This window comes from Mycobacterium sp. (assembly GCF_044223235.1).
Lineage (GTDB): Bacteria > Actinomycetota > Actinomycetes > Mycobacteriales > Mycobacteriaceae > Mycobacterium.
Window position 1 is genome coordinate 1 of record NZ_JBGAME010000041.1, and the last position, 16,051, is coordinate 16,051.

General features: G+C 68.2%; 15 protein-coding genes. 8 read left to right on the top strand and 7 right to left on the bottom strand.

The window, feature by feature from the left end:
- Nucleotides 1-852, top strand: an 852-nt coding sequence (locus tag ADBZ6K_RS25615; protein WP_526352015.1) for a glucose PTS transporter subunit IIA, incomplete at its 5' end; no start/stop codon positions are given.
- Nucleotides 853-856: 4 nt separating this feature from the next.
- Here the strand turns inward: ADBZ6K_RS25615 and ADBZ6K_RS25620 are convergent.
- Nucleotides 857-1,582, bottom strand: a complete 726-nt coding sequence (locus ADBZ6K_RS25620) for a TVP38/TMEM64 family protein (RefSeq protein ID WP_526352017.1) — start codon at nt 1,580-1,582, stop codon at nt 857-859.
- Nucleotides 1,583-1,682: 100 nt separating this feature from the next.
- Here ADBZ6K_RS25620 and ADBZ6K_RS25625 point away from each other — a divergent pair, with 100 nt between their 5' ends.
- Both ADBZ6K_RS25625 and ADBZ6K_RS25630 read left to right on the top strand, forming a co-directional pair.
- Complete coding sequence (locus ADBZ6K_RS25625; RefSeq protein ID WP_526352019.1) at nt 1,683-2,126, top strand: nitroreductase family deazaflavin-dependent oxidoreductase; 444 nt, start codon at nt 1,683-1,685, stop codon at nt 2,124-2,126.
- Nucleotides 2,127-2,224: 98 nt separating this feature from the next.
- Nucleotides 2,225-3,133: a glycoside hydrolase family 16 protein gene (locus ADBZ6K_RS25630; RefSeq protein WP_526352063.1), complete on the top strand. Its 909-nt coding sequence runs from the start codon at nt 2,225-2,227 to the stop codon at nt 3,131-3,133.
- On the opposite strand, the gene ADBZ6K_RS25635 is transcribed toward ADBZ6K_RS25630, so the two are convergent.
- Nucleotides 3,134-4,546, bottom strand: coding sequence for an NCS2 family permease (locus tag ADBZ6K_RS25635; RefSeq protein ID WP_526352021.1), 1,413 nt, complete (start codon nt 4,544-4,546; stop codon nt 3,134-3,136).
- A gap of 226 nt (nt 4,547-4,772) precedes the next feature.
- On the opposite strand from ADBZ6K_RS25635, the gene ADBZ6K_RS25640 reads away from it, so the two are divergent.
- From ADBZ6K_RS25640 to zwf, 4 genes are all read left to right on the top strand, one after another.
- Complete coding sequence (locus ADBZ6K_RS25640) at nt 4,773-4,946, top strand: CsbD family protein (protein WP_526352023.1); 174 nt, start codon at nt 4,773-4,775, stop codon at nt 4,944-4,946.
- Between the two features lie 121 nt (nt 4,947-5,067).
- Nucleotides 5,068-6,879, top strand: coding sequence for a serine/threonine protein kinase StpK7 (gene stpK7, locus ADBZ6K_RS25645; protein WP_526352025.1), 1,812 nt, complete (start codon nt 5,068-5,070; stop codon nt 6,877-6,879).
- A gap of 62 nt (nt 6,880-6,941) precedes the next feature.
- On the top strand, nt 6,942-7,712 hold the full coding sequence (locus ADBZ6K_RS25650; protein WP_526352027.1) for a class I SAM-dependent methyltransferase: 771 nt from the start codon (nt 6,942-6,944) through the stop codon (nt 7,710-7,712).
- A 117-nt stretch (nt 7,713-7,829) separates the two neighbouring features.
- Entirely contained in the window at nt 7,830-9,326 is a 1,497-nt protein-coding gene (zwf, locus tag ADBZ6K_RS25655; RefSeq protein ID WP_526352029.1) for a glucose-6-phosphate dehydrogenase, read from the top strand.
- Between the two features lie 159 nt (nt 9,327-9,485).
- On the opposite strand, the gene ADBZ6K_RS25660 is transcribed toward zwf, so the two are convergent.
- A complete protein-coding gene (locus ADBZ6K_RS25660) occupies nt 9,486-10,535 on the bottom strand; it encodes a tartrate dehydrogenase (protein ID WP_526352031.1) in 1,050 nt (349 codons plus the stop codon).
- A gap of 286 nt (nt 10,536-10,821) precedes the next feature.
- Here ADBZ6K_RS25660 and ADBZ6K_RS25665 point away from each other — a divergent pair, with 286 nt between their 5' ends.
- Entirely contained in the window at nt 10,822-11,253 is a 432-nt protein-coding gene (locus ADBZ6K_RS25665) for a DUF5709 domain-containing protein (RefSeq protein ID WP_526352033.1), read from the top strand.
- 358 nt (nt 11,254-11,611) lie between these two features.
- On the opposite strand, the gene ADBZ6K_RS25670 is transcribed toward ADBZ6K_RS25665, so the two are convergent.
- From ADBZ6K_RS25670 to ADBZ6K_RS25685, 4 genes are read right to left on the bottom strand one after another with little or no spacing between them, the layout of a single operon-like run.
- Complete coding sequence (locus tag ADBZ6K_RS25670) at nt 11,612-12,511, bottom strand: DUF5996 family protein (RefSeq protein ID WP_526352035.1); 900 nt, start codon at nt 12,509-12,511, stop codon at nt 11,612-11,614.
- On the bottom strand, nt 12,504-14,285 hold the full coding sequence (locus tag ADBZ6K_RS25675) for a sulfatase-like hydrolase/transferase (protein ID WP_526352037.1): 1,782 nt from the start codon (nt 14,283-14,285) through the stop codon (nt 12,504-12,506). The genes ADBZ6K_RS25670 and ADBZ6K_RS25675 overlap by 8 nt, the downstream gene beginning before the upstream one ends.
- On the bottom strand, nt 14,278-14,727 hold the full coding sequence (locus ADBZ6K_RS25680) for an SRPBCC family protein (RefSeq protein WP_526352039.1): 450 nt from the start codon (nt 14,725-14,727) through the stop codon (nt 14,278-14,280). Before ADBZ6K_RS25680 ends, ADBZ6K_RS25675 begins: the two co-directional genes overlap by 8 nt.
- Nucleotides 14,697-15,908 carry an acyltransferase family protein gene (locus ADBZ6K_RS25685; protein ID WP_526352041.1) on the bottom strand — a complete coding sequence of 404 codons (1,212 nt, stop codon included), beginning with the start codon at nt 15,906-15,908 and terminating at the stop codon, nt 14,697-14,699. The genes ADBZ6K_RS25680 and ADBZ6K_RS25685 overlap by 31 nt, the downstream gene beginning before the upstream one ends.
- Between the last annotated feature and the right edge of the window lie 143 nt (nt 15,909-16,051).

The following is a 16,051-nucleotide window of genomic DNA, read 5'->3' on the forward strand; positions in this document are numbered from 1 at the left end:
ATCTCCGAACCGTCGCTGTACGGCATCCATCTGCGGTTCAAACGGATCTATCCACGCATGCTCGTCGGCTGTCTGGTCGGCGGCATCATCATCGGCATCGGTGGCGGCGTCAAAACCAACGCCTTCGTGTTCACGTCGTTGCTGACCATCCCGGCGTTCGACAACATGGCGTTGTACGCCCTGGCCGTCACCGCCTCGTTCATCACCGCGATGCTGCTGGTCATCTTCTCCGGCTACAAGACACGGGAGCAGGCGGCTGAATTCGCCGCGGCGCGGGTGCCGGTGGCCGATCTGGAGACCGCCCCGGCGGGCGCCAGCGCAGCGTCGGTGATCGCCGCCTCGGAGGCCAAGGCCGCCGTCGAGCGGGGGCTGGTCACCGCCATCGCCTCGCCGATGGACGGCACCGTCATCCCCCTGGCCGAGGTGCCAGACCCCGTGTTCGCCAAGGGCACCATGGGTCCGGGTATCGCGGTGCTGCCCTCCGGGGACACCGCGTATTCGCCGGGCAACGGGATCGTCGTCGCCGCCCAGCCGACCGGCCACGCCTTCGGCCTGGTGCTCGACGGCGGCATCGAACTGCTCATCCATGTCGGGATCGACACGGTTCAACTGAAGGGCGAAGGCTTCGACGTCAAGGTCAAGAAGGGTGACAAGGTCACCGTCGGTCAGCCGCTGGTGACCTTCGACCGCAAGATCATCGAGGATGCCGGCTACTCGCTGGTCACGCCCATCATCGTGCTGAACGGCAAGAAATTCGCCGCCGTCGACCCGATCGCCACGGGTGAGACGACCGTGGGTGAGCTGATCCTGGCGGTGGCGGCCAAGGCGGCGCCCGCCAGCGCATCCCTCTGATTCTCTAGCCGGCCGGGTCGCGCTCGGGCCCGGCCTCGGTGGGCCTGTCGGCGTGTCCGCGCCACCGCCGGTATCCGTGGTGCGCTGCGAAGGCCCCGACGACTGCGGTCGCACACCACACCGCGACGGCGGCGTAGGCCAGCGGCGACGACAGGTCGTCGATCGACGCGCCGAGCGCGGTGTAGACGAACGCCCTCGGCGCCGACCCGATGAACGCGCCGATTGCCATCTGCCACAGCGGAACTCCGAATGCGCCGAACGCGTAGGAGGCCAGTGCGTCGGAGATGCCAGGGATGAACCGCTGCCCGACGACCGCCCACAACCCGCGCCGCTCGATCTGGGCGTCGATACGGTTCGCCCGATGCTCCCCGAGCAGAGCGCGGGCGCTGTCCCGGCCTGCGCGCCTGCCGATCAGACTGGCGACGGTCGCGGTGCCCACCGTCGCGCCGAGTGTGACGAAGGTGCCAAGCACCGGTCCGAACAGCACGCCACTGGTGGCCGCGAGGATCGGCCCCGGCACGAACAATGCGCCGAGCCCCGCCGACACGACGACGAAGATCAGCGGCGCGGCGGGACCGGTCGCCGCGACCGCTGAGCGCACCTCGTCCACGTCGATGATTCGCGCGACGGCCACCAGGTAGAACAGCGCGAACAAGAACACCACGAACACCGCAAGGCGGACGATGTGGCGCCGGAGGGGCGGGGCGGGGGAATCGTCGCTGTCGGTCATGCTGGGCGCAATTGTTCCGCACGCTCATGTCGTTGTCGGGGCGGGCGCTCGTCGCGGCGAATGCCCGTCGCGGCGGCCGGGCCCGTGCCACGATGAACGGATGTCCGATGATGCGATGAGCGGGGAGCGATCGTTCAACGAACGCAACATCGAGGAGTTCCGTCGCAACGGCGGCAAGGTGGGCGGGCAGTTCGAGGGCTTCCCGTTGCTGCTGCTGACGTCGACGGGTGCCCGCAGCGGCGCCAAGCGCACCAACCCGATCGCCTACTTCGACATCGACGACACGGTCTACGTCGTCGGCTCGTCGGCCGGACGCGACCGAGATCCGGCCTGGGTGTTCAACATTCGCGCCAACCCCACCGCGACGGTCGAGATCGGTGCGGCTCCGCCGCGACAGGTCACCGCACACGAACTGCCCCGCGACGAGCGCGACCGAATCTATGCGATCGTCGTGCAGCGGGCGCCCGGGTTCGGCGACTACGAGAAGCTCACCGACAGGGTGATCCCGGTGTTCGAACTCGGGGCCACGCCGAGCGAGAGCTGAGGTTCGCCAGATCGGGAGTTTTCACGACTGTGGCTTCTCATTCGGCGCACTCCGCCCGGAAAGTGCATGGGAGTTCCTAAGCTGCATATATGCCGGACATGGATCGACGCAGCGTGATGATGATGGCGGGGCTCGGCGTTCTAGCGGCGGGGATCTGCGGGATCCCCGCGACCAAAGCCCACGCCCAGCCGTTCCAGCCCGACGCGCCGATCGGTCCGCTGCCGGGACCACCCGCGGCCCCGCTACCGTGGCCACCGCCGCCGCAAGCCCCGCCCGGCCCGCCGCCGCAGGCCGTGAACCCGGGCGGGTTGTTGTTCGCCGACGAGTTCGACGGTCCGGCCGGTTCACCACCCGACTACACCAAATGGCGGCCCGCGCTGGCCCGCGAACAGATCCGCAAACCCGTGTTCTGGGACCGGCCGGAGAATATGGGCGAGTACCGGGACAGTCGCGAGAACCTGTTCCTGGACGGCAACGGCAACCTCGTCATCCGCGCCACCAGGGAGAACGGCAAGTACTTCGGCGCCAAGGTCTGGGGCCTGACACCGGCGGGCATGGGGAGCAACTTCGAGGCACGGATCAAGATGGAGTGCCTGACCGCGGGCTGCTGGCCGGCGTGGTGGATCTTGAACGACAATCCGGTCGACGGCGGGGAGATCGACCTCATCGAGTGGTACGGCAACGGCGAATGGCCATCGGGCACCACGGTGCACACCACCCTGGACGGAACCTCGCACGAGACGATGCGGATGCCGGTGGACGGCAACTGGCACACCTGGCGCGCCATGTGGGACCAGAACGGCATCTACTTCTGGAAGGATTACCAGCCCGGCCAGGAACCGTACTTCCGGGTTCCCGCCTATTCGATGAACCCCTGGCCGTTCAACAATCCGGGCTACTCGTTCGTGCCGGTGCTCAACGTCGCGGTGGCCGGATCGGGCGGCGGCGATCCGGCGGGCGGCACCTACCCGGCACAGATGCTCGTCGACTACGTGCGGATCTGGTGACTAGACCCCCACCATCGCATCCACCCAGCCCCGCGCGAAGTAGAGCAGGAAGCCGGCGGACACGATCCACAGCAGCGGGCTGATCTCGCGGGCCTTGCCGGACGCCGCGCGCAGCAGCACCCAGCTGATGAAGCCGACCCCGATGCCATTGGCGATCGAGTAGCTCAGCGGCATGACGGCGACGGTCAACACGACCGGAAGGGCCACCGAGAACTCCGCGAAGTCGATCTCGCGCAGGTGTGCGGCCATCATCGCGCCGACGACCACCAACGCCGCCGCGGCCACTTCGGAGGGGACGATCGCGGCCAGCGGTGTGAGAAACATTGCCGCCAAGAACAATCCGCCGGTGACCAGGCTGGCCAGGCCGGTGCGCGCACCTTCGCCGATGCCCGCCCCCGACTCGATGAACACGGTGTTGGAGGACGCCGACACGGCACCGCCGACCACCGCGCCCGCCCCCTCGACGACGAGCGCGGATTGCAGCCGCGGAAAGTTGCCCTTCGCATCGGCCACACCGGCCTGGCGCGACAGCCCGGTGAACGTGCCCATGGCGTCGAAGAAGTTGGTGAACACCAGCGTGAAGATGAGCATGACGGCAGCCAGGATGCCGACGCGGCCGAAGCTGTCCAGGCTGACGTCGCCCACCAGAGACAGGTCGGGCAGTGCGAACGGGGACCCCGACAGCGTGGGCACCGACAGGCTCCATCCGCCTGGGTTTTCGATCGCGGGCCCCAGATGCCAGATCGCCTCGATGACGACGGCGACTACGGTGCCCGCGGCCAGCCCGAGCAGGATGGCGCCGCGGACCTTGCGTGCGACGAGAATGCCGGTCACCAGCAGCGTCAGCACGAACACCACCGTGGGCACGGTGTTGATCGACCCGTTTCCGCCTGCGCCGAGACCCACCGGGGGTGACGGCACCCCCGTCGACCCGACGAAACCGGCGTCGACGAGCCCGATGAACAGGATGAACAAGCCGATGCCCGCGGTGATGGCCAGCTTCAGCTGGATCGGGACGGCGTCGAAGATGAGTCTGCGCAGACCGCTGGTCGCCAGTGCGACGATGATCAGTCCGTTGATCACGACCAGGCCCATCGCCTCGGGCCAGGTCAGCGATCCGACCACGGAGCTGGCCAGAAACGAGTTGATCCCAAGGCCCGCGGCGAACGCAAACGGCAGCCGGGCCACCATTCCGAAGACGATTGTCATCACCCCGGCGGCCAGCGAGGTGACCGCCGAAACCTGGGTGAAGCCCAGCTCCCGGCCGGTGACGTCCGGTGTGCCGGACAGGATGATCGGGTTGAGCACGACGATGTACGCCATCGCGATGAACGTCACGACACCGCCGCGCAATTCGGCCGACACCGTCGAACCGCGAGCGGAGATCTCGAAGAAGCGATCGAGTCGAGTCACGGTAAGACAGTAAAAGCCGCGGTGGCTTCCTGCGGTGTGAGTGCGGCGTGCGCGCGACGTCGGCGCGCGTCGTCCGGTGCGCCGCCGGTCCGCCGTCGAGTCTGTCGCCGCGTCTGCGACGCAGGTCACGCACGCGGTGTGGTTTCGGCGGCGGCGCCGGGAGGTACTCGTTGGGCACGGTTCAGCTCCGAGCCGCAACCCCAGAAGCCAATCGAAGGGATTCACCATGGGCGCCGAAGACAAGGCCGCTAACAAGATCGACGACCTGGGCGGCAAGGCCAAGGAGGCGTTCGGCAAGGTCACCGGTGACAAGAGCACCGAAAACGAGGGCAAGATGGATCAGGCCAAGTCGAACCTCAAGGACGCCGGCGAGAAGATCAAGGACGCGTTCAAGCACTGATCGCCAGAACGCGAGCGTCGCTTTCGATCCCGGCCGCTTGGCTGTCTTTGCCCCCGGCACGTTCGGCACGGGTGATGTAGCTTCAATCGACCGGGTTGACCAGCTGCCGAGGAGTTGAACGGTGGATGCGACACCATTCGGGCACTACCAGCTACAGGAGCTGATAGGCCGGGGCGGGATGGGCGAGGTCTACCGGGCCTACGACACCAAGACCGACCGCGTCGTCGCGCTCAAGGTGCTGCCCTCGCATCTGGCCAAGGATGCGACATTTCAGAACCGCTTCCGGCGGGAATCGCAGGCGGCGGCGGGCGTCAACGAACCCCATGTCGTCCCCATCCACGGATTCGGCGAGATCGACGGCAAGCTCTACCTGGACATGCGGCTGATCGAGGGCCGCAATCTGGGCACCATCCTGGGCGAGAGCGACGAGCCGCAGGAGACCTCGTTCGCCGTGTTGGTCGTCGAGCAGGTGGCCGCCGCGCTGGACGGTGCACACAAGGCCGGGCTGATCCACCGCGACATCAAACCCTCCAACATCCTGATCACCGATCGCGACTTCGTGTACCTGATCGATTTCGGCCTGGCCCGCACGGCGGGCGAGGTCGGCCTGACCACGGCCGGCAGCACCTTGGGCACGCTGGCCTACATGGCGCCGGAACGTTTCGAGGGCGGCCTGATCGATCCCCGCGCCGACATCTACGCGCTCACCTGCGTGCTCTACGAATGCCTTACCGGCTCTCGGCCCTACCCGGCGGACAGCCTCGAACAGCAGATCGCCGGGCACGTGATGGCGCCGCCACCGCGGCCGTCGGCCACCGACCCCAAGCTGGCCGCGTTCGACGACGTCATCGCCAAGGGGATGGCCAAGAAACCGGACAAGCGCTACCAGACAGCCGGTGAGCTGGCCGTCTCAGCCCGGCGGGCGCTGAACACGCCGGTGCGCACGACTGGCCGGCCTCGGCATTCGGCGCACCGCGCTCCTGCCGGCCCGGGCAGAAGACCGTCCCGGGCGCTACTCGCCGGGGCGGCCGCGCTGCTTCTCGTCGCAGGCAGTGCGTTCGCGGTCTGGCAGTGGCGCGGCACGCCGGAGCGGGTCGAATCCCGTCCGACCACCCTGGCCGATACGACGTCGCCGTCGGGCCCGGTGGAAGCGCCGCTTGGCGCCGTCCCCGCGATTGCGGCGACCGTGCCCGCGGACATCAAGGAGTCCGGCCGGCTGGTGATCGGGGTCAATGTGCCGTATGCGCCCAACGAGTTCAAGGACGCCTACGGTGAGATCGTCGGATTCGACGTCGACCTGATGAACGCGATAGCCAGGACCCTCGGGCTGGTCCCGGACTACCGCGAGACCGGGTTCGAGATCATCATCCCGTCGGTGAAGGGCGGACACTTCGACGTCGGGATGTCCTCGTTCACCGACACTCCCGCGCGGGAGGTCGACGTCGACTTCGTCACCTACTTCCAGGCGGGCACGATGTGGGCGCAGCGGCCCGGGCCGCCGATCGATCCTGACGCCGCCTGCGGGCTGCGGGTCGGCGTCGCCTACGGCGCCATCCAGGAGACCGACGAGATCCCGTCGAAGAGCGCCGCCTGTGAGGCGGCGGGTCAGCCCCCCATCGAGAAGGTCGTCTACCCCCATCAGGACGATGTCAATATGGCGCTGGCGACGGGGCAGGTCGATGCGATCTCGGCCGACTCCCCGGTGACCGGGTTCGCGATCAAGACCAGCGGCGGTGCGCTCGAACCGGCGGGGGAGGTCTTCGACACCGCCCCTTACGGCTGGCCGGTGGTCAAGGGATCGCCGCTGGCCGAATCGCTGCGGCAGGCGCTCGAACACCTCATGCAGACCGGTGAGTACCGGACGATCGCCACCATGTGGGGTGTGGAGAAAGGGATGATCGACAAGCCGGTGATCAACGGCGCGATCAAGTAGATCGCCGGGCGGTGATGTAACAACGAGGCCCGTGACCGTCGTAGCGGTGCGACACTTTTCTCATGGCGTTCGACGTCAGCGCCGATGCGTACGGGCGGTTCATGGGCCGGTTCTCCACCGGTCTGAGCGCGGCGTTCGCCGACTTCGTCGGCATCGCGCGGGGCGCCCGGCTGCGGGTGCTCGATGTCGGCTGCGGGCCGGGAATCTTGACCGCCGAGCTGGTCGATCGACTCGGCCCTGACCTCGTCGCGGCGGTCGACCCGATGCCGGCTTTCGTCACGCACGCGCGAAATATACTGCGTGGGGCCGATATCCGGCAGAGTCCCGCCGAGGAACTGCCGTTCGATGACGGTGTGTTCGACGCTGCGCTGGCGCAGCTCGTCGTGCAGTTCATGACCGACGGCGTCGCGGGGATGCGTGAGATGGCGCGGGTCTGCCATCCCGGCGGCACGGTGGCCGCCAGCCTGTGGGATCACCGCGGCGGGCGGGGACCGCTCAGCCCGTTCTGGACCGCGGTGCAGACCATCGACCCCGAGGTCACGGGGGAGGCCCGGCTCGTGACGGTGCGCCGGGAGTACATCGCCGAGCTCATGGACGCGGCGGGGCTGGTGGACCTGGTCGAGACCGAACTCGCCACGCGGGTGCGTTTCGACAGCTTCGACGAGTGGTGGGCGCCCTATCTGCTCGGGGTCGGGACGGCGGGGGACCATGTCGCCGGCCTGGACCCTGATGGCGTCGAGGAGCTGCGCGAGACATGCCGCGGGATCCTCGGTGCGGGCCCCTTCGACATCGATGCGATCGCCTGGGCCACCCGGGGTACCGTCGCCGGCTAGCGAAATGGCCGGAATAGCGTTGGTGGGCCGGGCCATTCGTAGGCAATGTGCTCCGACGAGCCGGGGGGCGACCGAGGTTGTTGTGCGTCGGCGCCGACTCGGTGGAATCATCGCCGGGTGGCCACAGACAATCCGCAGACCATCGCCTACCCCGCGCCGGGAGCGCGCCCGCTGCGACGCGAGGAGGCACTGGCGCCGCACGTGATCGTGCTCTTCGGCGCGACCGGGGACCTCGCCAAGCGAAAACTGTTGCCTGGGTTGGCATACCTGGAGCAGTCCGCGCTCACTCCCGACATCCGGGTGGTGGGCACCTCGCTGGAGGACTACACCGACGACGAGTTCCGCACGCTGGCGAGAGAGGCCGTCGACGCGTTCGGCAGCCGCAAGCCGACCGACGAGCAGTGGGCGGGCTTCGCCGAGAAGGTGACCTACGTGCCGCAGTCCGCGGGACCCGAAGCGCTGGCGGCCGCCGTCGCGGCCGCCGAAGCCCAACTCGGGCTCGACACGCGCCGGTTGCACTACCTGTCGGTGCCGCCCAAGGCGGCTCAGGCGGTGATCACCATGCTCGACGAGGCCAATCTCGTGGCGCGCTCGCGGGTGGTGATGGAGAAGCCGTTCGGCACCGACCTGGCCAGCGCGGTGGCGCTCAACGACTTCGTGCACAAGACATTCGACGAATCGCAGATCTTTCGCATCGACCACTTCCTCGGCAAGGAGGCCGCGCAGAATATCCTGGCGTTCCGGTTCGCCAACGGCCTGTTCGAACCGATCTGGAACCGCAATTTCATCGATCACATTCAGATCGACATCCCCGAAACCCTCGGGCTCGACCAGCGGGCGAACTTCTACGAGAGCACCGGGGCATACAAGGACATGGTGGTCACCCACCTGTTCCAGGTGATGGCGTTCGTCGTCATGGAGCCACCGACCGCGCTGGAGCCGCGTGCCATCAGCGAGGAGAAGAACAAGGTGTTCCGCTCGATGCTGCCGATCAACACCACCGACGTCGTTCGGGGGCAGTACACCGGGTACCGCGAGGAGGCCGGCGTCGCCCGCGATTCCGATACCGAGACCTTCATCGCGCTGAAGGTGCGAATCGACAACTGGCGCTGGGCAGGGGTTCCGGTCTATCTGCGCACCGGCAAGCGGATGGCGGAGGGGCAGCGGATCATCTCGATCGCGTTCAAGGAGGCGCCGCGGACGATGTTCCCACCGGGTTCCGGCGTCGGCTCCCAGGGGCCGGATCACCTCACCTTCGACCTGGCCGACTCGTCGAAGGTGTCGCTGTCGTTCTACGGCAAGCGACCCGGCCCGGGCATGAAACTCGAGAAGCTCTCGATGCAATTCTCCACGCAGGAAACCGAATACGGTGGCGATGTGCTCGAAGCCTACGAAAGGTTGATCCTCGATGCGATGCGCGGAGATCACACGCTGTTCACCACCGCCGAGGGCATCGAATCCCTGTGGGAACGGTCGACGGCGCTGCTGGAGGACCCGCCGCCGGTCAAGATGTATCAGCCGGGAACCTGGGGGCCCAACGCCATTCACCAGTTGATCGCGCCCAACGGGTGGCGGCTGCCGTTCGAACGGGTGTGGCGGGAGAAGAAGAAGTAGCCGGGTCGGGCGGTGCTGTCACCGCACCACCCCGAACTCGGCGCCGGCCACACCGCCGGCGGTGCGACACCAGTCGCTTTCGGCGGCAGGCGACGGCGAGAACTGCGCCGCGATCCGGTATTTCTGCATTCCCGGCCGGCATCCGCCCGGCGTGGGACGTCAGCTCAGCAGCCCGACAAGCGCTTTGGTCACTTCATCGGTCGATGCCGTGCCGCCGAGGTCGGCCGTGCGGGTCTCCGGCTTGGCCAGCGTGGCCGCCATCGCGACGATCACCTCGGCGGCTGCGGCGCCGTGGCCGAGGTGATCGAGCATCAGCGCCGCCGTCCACACCGCGCCGATCGGGTTGGCGATGCCCTTACCTGCGATGTCGGGCGCCGATCCGTGGACGGGTTCGAACATCGACGGGTACTGCTTGGTCGGATCCAGATTCGCCGACGGCGCGATCCCGATCGACCCGGCCACCGCCGCGGCGAGGTCAGAGAGGATGTCGCCGAACAGGTTTGACCCCACCACCACATCGAACCGTTGCGGCTGCAGGACGAATTTGGCGGCCAGCGCGTCGATGTGCTCGCTGTCGAACCTCACATCCGGGTAATTCGCGGCCCGGTCGGCGACCACCTCGTCCCAGAACGGCAGGGTGTGCACGATTCCGTTGGACTTCGTCGCCGACGTGACGTACCCCCGGCGGGTGCGCGCCAGTTCGAAGGCGTAATCGGCGATCCTGCTGACCCCCACCCGGGTGAAAACCGATTCCTGCACGGCCATCTCGTCGGGGAAGCCGCGGTTCATCCGGCCGCCGATCTCGCTGTACTCACCTTCGACGTTCTCCCGCACCACCACAAAGTCGACGTCGGCTGCGTCGCGCAGCGGGCTGGACACCCCGTCGAACACCCGGATCGGGCGCAGGTTCACGTACTGGCGGAATTCGCGCCGGATGGGGATGAGCAGCCCCCACAGCGACACGTGGTCGGGCACACCGGGCCAGCCGACCGCGCCGAGCAGGATGGCGTCGAACCCGCGCAGCGTGTCCAGGCCGTCGGCGGGCATCATCGCGCCTTCCCGCTCGTAGCGCTGGCAGGACCAGTCGAACTCGGCGTAGGACAGCTCGATTCCGTGTCCTGCCGTCACCGCGTCCAGCACCGAACGGGCCGATGCGATGACGTCGACGCCGATGCCGTCTCCCGGGATGACAGCGATCTTGTGGGCCATGCACCTAACCGTAGAACCCCGACCATCAGCGGCAGCAGCAGGACGATCAACAACGCACCCGCGATGTCGAACGTCACGCCCGAGCGGATTCCGTCTGCCCTTCTCGAAGCGTTCCTCCGCGGACGTCAGCCGCTGCTCGCCGAGGCTGCGGTACGTGGCGTTGTCGAGAAGTGCCTTATGCCGGAGACCTAAGCCTGGGGGTCATGGCCCGCCGTGAGAGTCCTGGGTGCGGACCCGCCGGGCGCGGCGAATAGCGTCAGCGCGTCCGCGGTGACAAGGTTGAGCCATGAGTACGCCGAATGACGCGGTCGACGGCATCGATGATGGCTACGACGACGACGATCGGGTCGAGGATCAGATACCTCTGGAGGACAGCCTCCTGGACCGCGGTGTCGACGATCTCCTCGACGAGGGTTACTCCCCGCCGGAGCGGCCCTACGCGCGGGATCGCTATGACGATCACGAGACGCTGGACGAACAGCTCGCCGCCGAAGAGCCCGACATCCCGCTGGATTCACCGGACGATCCGGAGGCCGAATTCCCCGAGGACAACGAGATCGGCCGCAGGCGGGCCGGCCGCCTGGTGGCCAGCGGGGACGGCTTCTACGACGAGGAGCCCGACGTGCTGGCCCGCGATGTGGGGATCGACGGCGGCGCCGCTTCGGCGGAGGAAGCCGCCGTTCACATCATCGACGATGAGGATGAGGACGACGAGTAGCCGGCCCAACCAGACGCGCCTCGAACAGTTCAGACACCAGCTGCAGCGGGAGCAGGACGAGGAGCGCCGCGCTCGTGACGCGCGCGAACTCGTCGCGCATTACCGCGGACCGCTGCTACGCACCGCCTTCGACTTCCAGTCCCGTCTGTACAACATGCTGGGACCCAATAATTTTCGTGGCGATGGTGATGATTACTTCAGGCGCAGCACCCTGTTCGTGATCGGCTCGGGCAGCAACTCGACTCGCTGCCGCCGACCGGATCAGCCCGGCTGTGGCAGGTCCAGCACGCCCTGATCGACCTGCTCGATCCCGACCGTCAGTGGTACTCGGAAAACGGGGGACGCCTCTAGGTCGCTGCTACCGCTCGAGTGCCGCCCGGTCCCACGCGGCGGCGTCGGCGGCGATCTCGTAGGTGCTCTGCAGGAACTCGAGCAGCACCGCGTCGGGATCGGCTGCGGTGCGCACCGCGGTGTAGGGCAAGACGAACTCGCCGAGGCCGCTGTCGAACGACGCCGCGGCGGGGAAGACGGCGGCGTCCCGGTATCCGGCAGGCTCCGGATAGGCATATGAGTAGAAGACGCCCTCACCGTCGGGGCCGGGCCAGTAGCCGGCGCTGCTCACCTCGTGGGAGTAGGCCTCCCACATCACGTGCGGCCCACAGTTGGGTGCGCCGCCAGGGTGTTTGGGGGCCGGGCGGCCCGAGAACCGTGTCACGGCCAGATCCAGTGCACCCCAGAAGAAGTGCACCGGACTCACCTTGCCGAGGAACCGCGAGCGGAACACCTCGAACACCCGGGTGATCTGCACCAGCGCCAGCCAGAACCGGTGCACCGCATCGGCGTCGTAGGCAATGTGGCGGGTGTCGGTGTTGAAGGGGATCGCGTCGGGGATCTCCACCGGCATCGGCCAGATCTCCGTGGACAGCCCGAGGGCGTCGAGGCCACCCATGACCTCGCAGTAGAAGTCGGCGATCGGGCGTGGCTGCAGCGCGATCGACAGCCGCTCACCCTGCGTCGTCGAGATCACCAGCTGGTGGTCGATGAAATCGAAGTCCATCTGAAAGCCCTTGTCGCCGTGGGGGACCAGTCCGGTCGTCAGCCCGCGGGCCGATAGGTACAGCACCACGTTCCACCAATGGCTCGTCAGCGGGGTGTTCTGCATGCGGACCTTGCCGACCACCTGCGTCATCAGCTGCAGGGTGTCGCGGGTGTCTTCCCACTGGGCGACCGGCAACTCGGGCCACGACGAATCAGACATTTCTGTTGAACCTTCCGGTGCGGGGTTTCCAACGTTGCGGCAGGTATGGCCACGGCTGGTTACGTTCCGGGACCGATTGTGCACGAGAGTGTTTCAACGCAATCCTGAGGTGTGCCCGCAACGCGTCGAGGCCGGGGTCGGCCCATCGGTTGGCCGCCTCGGTCGGGTCGGCCGTGAGGTCGTAGAGCTCCCACTGGTCGTCGAGGGGATCCGTCCGGTAGGCCCGGCCCCCGAGTCCGTCGGCAGCCAGGTGGCGCACACCGGGTTCGGTCCACGTGGACGGATCGTCGAAGGTGCGCACCAGCTTCCACAGATGTCCGGCGCCGCCCTCGACGTCATCGACCCGCACCACCAGCCCCTCGAAGTTGGCGGCGGTATGGGCCGGCACCTGGATGCGCAGCGGCGCAGGCGGTTCCACCGTGCGCCCAAGGCGGCGCGCCAATCCTGACGCTCCGGTGTCTCCCTCGAGCACGTTGTCGCGCGTCATCAGGTACACCGCCCGGCCCTCGTCGGGTGCCGCGCCGTCCACCACCGGCATCAGGTCACGCCCGGGCAGGTCATGGACCTCCGAGAACGACGCGGCCAGTACGCCCGCCACCGCCGCCACGTCGACGCCCGCCGCGCCGAGCAGCGTCGGGACCAGGTCGACATGTGACGTCGGTGCGGTCACCAGCCGGGCCCGGGTCGCCCGGTCGCCGACCCGGGCGATGACGAACGGCACCCGGGTTGCCTCGTCGTAGAGGTTGAACCACTTCTGGTGCAGGCCGCCGTGGGCGCCGAGAAGATCGCCGTGATCGGCCGTACGCACCAACACCGCGTCGGCGGACCCGCCTTCGGTCACGGCGCGGCGCACCCGGTCGATGGGCCCGTCGACCTCGGCGTGCAGGCGGTAGTAGAGGTCGCGGTAGCGCTGCGCGTTGCGCCGGTAGGTCCGGTCGATCAGCGCCGCGGGGCCGTAGCCGGAGTAGTACGCCTCCCGGAACGCGATCTGGGCGGCCGGTTTGGTCGACAGGTCCTCGTCAGCCGTCGGTGCCTGCGGCACGTGCGGCGGGTCCAGCGGGGACGGTCTGACCGGACTGCGGCGCACCCACGCCGGGAACAGCACGATGTCGTGGGGGTTGACGAAGCTGGCGACCAGCAGGAACGGGCGCAGCGCGTCGGGGTCGCCCGCGCGGCGGCGGGCGTAGCGGTCACCCAGCCATGCCACGACCCGGTCGGCGATCAGCGGGTCACGCCGGATGCCTGCGTTGGCCAGCAGTGCGCCGTGCGGTTCGGGGCCGACCCATCCCGAGAAGCCGTACGGGCCGAGTGGATCGGCGGCCAGGTAGCGCCGCACCGCGTGCGGGTCGACGCCGCCGTCGTCGTCGTTGGTGGCCAGCACACGGCCGCGGGCATCGGTCAGGTCGGCGTGCGAGATGTGCCACTTACCGTCGTAATGCGTGTCATAGCCCGCCGCGCGGAACCAGTTTCCCAGCGTGGGAACCTCACCCGCGCGAAGCCACCGCATCCGCGAGTCGTCGAACGACTTGCCGATGCCGTCGGTCTGGGTGACGCCGTGCAGGTCGGGGTAGTGGCCGGTGAACATGGTCGGCCGGCTGGGCACGCAGGCCAGCGATCCCGTGTAGTGCCGCCCGAAACTGACCCCGTGCTCGTCGAACCACCGGCGGCCGCCGAGCGTGCGCTCGCGCCAGGCGAGGACGTCGGCGGCCTCATACGGGGGCGTCGCGCGTTCCTCATCGGTCATCAGGACGACGATGTCGGGGCGATCAGCCATGCGGGGCCTCCCATCGTGCCGCGAGCCCGGCGAGCATCACTTCGGATCGGCGGGCCGCCAGCCGGGCGATCAGCCGTTCGGCGGGCCGGTGGATGCGCCGGGATCCGATGGCGACGGTAGTGGTCAGGGTGACGGTCGTCGAACCGTCCGGTTCCGACCGCAGCGACCACCGGCCGCTGCATCGGCCGAGCCGCGCAGGCAGACCCTCGATGTCGTAGGTGAGGTTCGTCACCGGTTCGAATTCGACGATCCGCTCGACCAGCGCGACGCGTCCGGCCTGCACCCGGCGCGTGGTGCCGACCGGGCCGTCGGCGCCCGTTCGCAAGATGCAGGAATGGTCCAGATTGCCGGCCCACGAGCTGACGGAGCCGAAGTCGGCCAGCACATCCCAGACCGCCTGTGCGTCGGCCGCTATCGTCCGGCTACGGCTGATGTCGGCCACGACGTCAATCCAACACGATTACCCCTGGCGTCGCGGGGGAGTCCGGGCAGCGGCGGCGTCAGGAAGCGCAGCAGCACCGCCAATGGGATGGTGATGGCCAGCGTGGTGGCGAACAGGCCCGCCATCGAACCGGTGAACACCGGCCACCTCAGCACCACACCCATCGCGATCGACATCACGGCCACATGCAGCAGGAAGATCTCGTAGGAGATGTCGCCCAGCCACACCAGCAATCTGCTGCCGAGCAGCCGTCCATACCTGCCGCCCTCGCCGAGCGCGACCGGCGCCACCACCAAGGTGGCGATGAGCGCGTACAGCAGTGTCTTGGACAACGGCACCGACAGGGCGACCGGCGCCAGCGTCACGGCGCCCGCGACCGGCGTCGATACGACGAGATAGCCGACCAGCGCCGCGGGCAGGGCAACCGTCGCCCGCAGCCTCATCCCCATCTGCCGGAGCACCGCAAGCGCCATGCCGCAGGCGAAGTGCACCAGGTGGGCGGGCAGCCACGTCCCGGCCGAGTTCGGCAGCACGTCGGTGGCGTGCGCGACGATGAGCCACATCGGGCTGATGGCGGCCAGTCCGGCCAGTCCGGCCAGCAGCAGTCCGGGCCGCCAGCGGTTTCGGCAGAGCGCGACGAGTAGCAGGTAGGCCAGGGCGGGCAGCGCCGCATAGAACGCCACTTCGACCGCCAGGCTCCACATCTGGGTCAGGCCCTGGTGGGCGTAGGTGATCAGGTAGCTGTCGGTGTAGATCTGCGTGAGTGTGAGGTGGCGGAACAGCCCCATCCAGGTCTGCCCAGGGTTGGGCCCCGCGTGATAGAGGTGAAAGACCAGGTAGGCCAGCACCACCGTCGCCGCGTAGGCGGGGAGCACCCGTCGCGCCCGGCGCCGCGCGAAGTCCCCGAGCAGCGGGGGCCGCGCACCGGCCGCGGCGGTGCGCACCCACGGTGTGAACAGCAGGAGGCCAGACAGCACGAAGAAGATCTGCACACCGATCTCCAGCCGTGCGTACACCAGTCCGAGATAGCCATGAGTCAGCTGGCCGGTGCCGAAGGCCGAATGTGTGGCGACCACGAGCAGGACGGCCAGCCCGCGTAGTCCGGTCAGGGCCGCGACCCGATCCGTGCGCGGTTCGCCGACGCGGGCGGACCGCGGTGGGACGTCGGGACGGGCAAGCACCGCACTGATTGTAGACACCTGTTGATAAGTCTATCTAACTACCGGGGGCTCATCCCCTCCGCGAGCAGACATGAGTTGCCCCTTTTCGCGGCGTGTCGGGGCAGTATGTGTCTGTTCGCGGGGAGGGGTGACGTTCACTGGAC